2 tRNA genes and 2 rRNA genes are annotated in these 1,104 nt (G+C 48.6%); all 4 read right to left on the bottom strand.

Going from position 1 to position 1,104, the window contains the following annotated elements:
• Nucleotides 1–560, bottom strand: a 23S ribosomal RNA gene (locus tag G5315_RS20460); the annotation flags it as partial.
• A 240-nt stretch (nucleotides 561–800) separates the two neighbouring features.
• Nucleotides 801–876: transfer RNA gene (locus tag G5315_RS20465), tRNA-Ala, on the bottom strand.
• A 16-nt stretch (nucleotides 877–892) separates the two neighbouring features.
• Nucleotides 893–969: transfer RNA gene (locus G5315_RS20470), tRNA-Ile, on the bottom strand.
• 71 nt (nucleotides 970–1,040) lie between these two features.
• A 16S ribosomal RNA gene (locus G5315_RS20475) occupies nucleotides 1,041–1,104 on the bottom strand; the annotation flags it as partial.

Below are 1,104 nucleotides of genomic sequence, written 5' to 3' on the forward strand. Positions count from 1 at the left end.
ACAAAAGGTACGCAGTCACCCCGAAGGGCTCCCACTGCTTGTACGTACACGGTTTCAGGTTCTATTTCACTCCCCTCACAGGGGTTCTTTTCGCCTTTCCCTCACGGTACTGGTTCACTATCGGTCAGTCAGGAGTATTTAGCCTTGGAGGATGGTCCCCCCATATTCAGACAGGATGTCACGTGTCCCGCCCTACTCGATTTCACATCAAGGTTGTTTTCGTGTACGGGGCTATCACCCTGTATCGCCGGCCTTTCCAGGACCGTTCCACTAACTTCCAAGATGCTTAAGGGCTAATCCCCGTTCGCTCGCCGCTACTGAGGGAATCTCGGTTGATTTCTTTTCCTCGGGGTACTTAGATGTTTCAGTTCTCCCGGTTCGCCTCTGTTACCTATGTATTCAGTAACAGATACCCGAGTTATCTCGGGTGGGTTTCCCCATTCGGAAATCTGTGAGTAATAGCGTCTCTTACCGACTTCTCACAGCTTATCGCAGGTTAGTACGTCCTTCATCGCCTCTGACTGCCAAGGCATCCACCATGTACGCTTAGTCACTTAACCATACAACCCCAAGAAGTGTCGTCGAAACAACGCTTGCTTGTTGTCGTACAACAAGGACCAAATAAAATTTGGTTTTCGCCAAGAAGTTTCCAAAGCACTTGTAACAAATGTTTGAGAACTACTTTTTAAATCAGCTTTCCAGATTGTTAAAGAGCAAACTTCATAAAGAAGTCAAAGACATAGATTGAACATTTCATTCAACGCATGGCTTTTGCTTCTCGCAAAATTCAGTACCGATTATGGTGGAGCTATGCGGGATCGAACCGCAGACCTCCTGCGTGCAAAGCAGGCGCTCTCCCAGCTGAGCTATAGCCCCATAATCGGGAACGAAGTGGTGGGTCTGAGTGGACTCGAACCACCGACCTCACCCTTATCAGGGGTGCGCTCTAACCACCTGAGCTACAGACCCACTTCGTGTACTGTCTCTAAACTTGAATCAAGGCAATCTGTGTGAACACTCAACAACACGACATCTTAAGGTAAGGAGGTGATCCAACCCCAGGTTCCCCTAGGGTTACCTTGTTACGACTTCACCCCAGTCATG

Origin of the sequence: Aeromonas sp. 603607 (genome assembly GCF_049171595.1) — a bacterium.
Taxonomy (GTDB): Bacteria; Pseudomonadota; Gammaproteobacteria; order Enterobacterales; family Aeromonadaceae; genus Aeromonas; species Aeromonas veronii.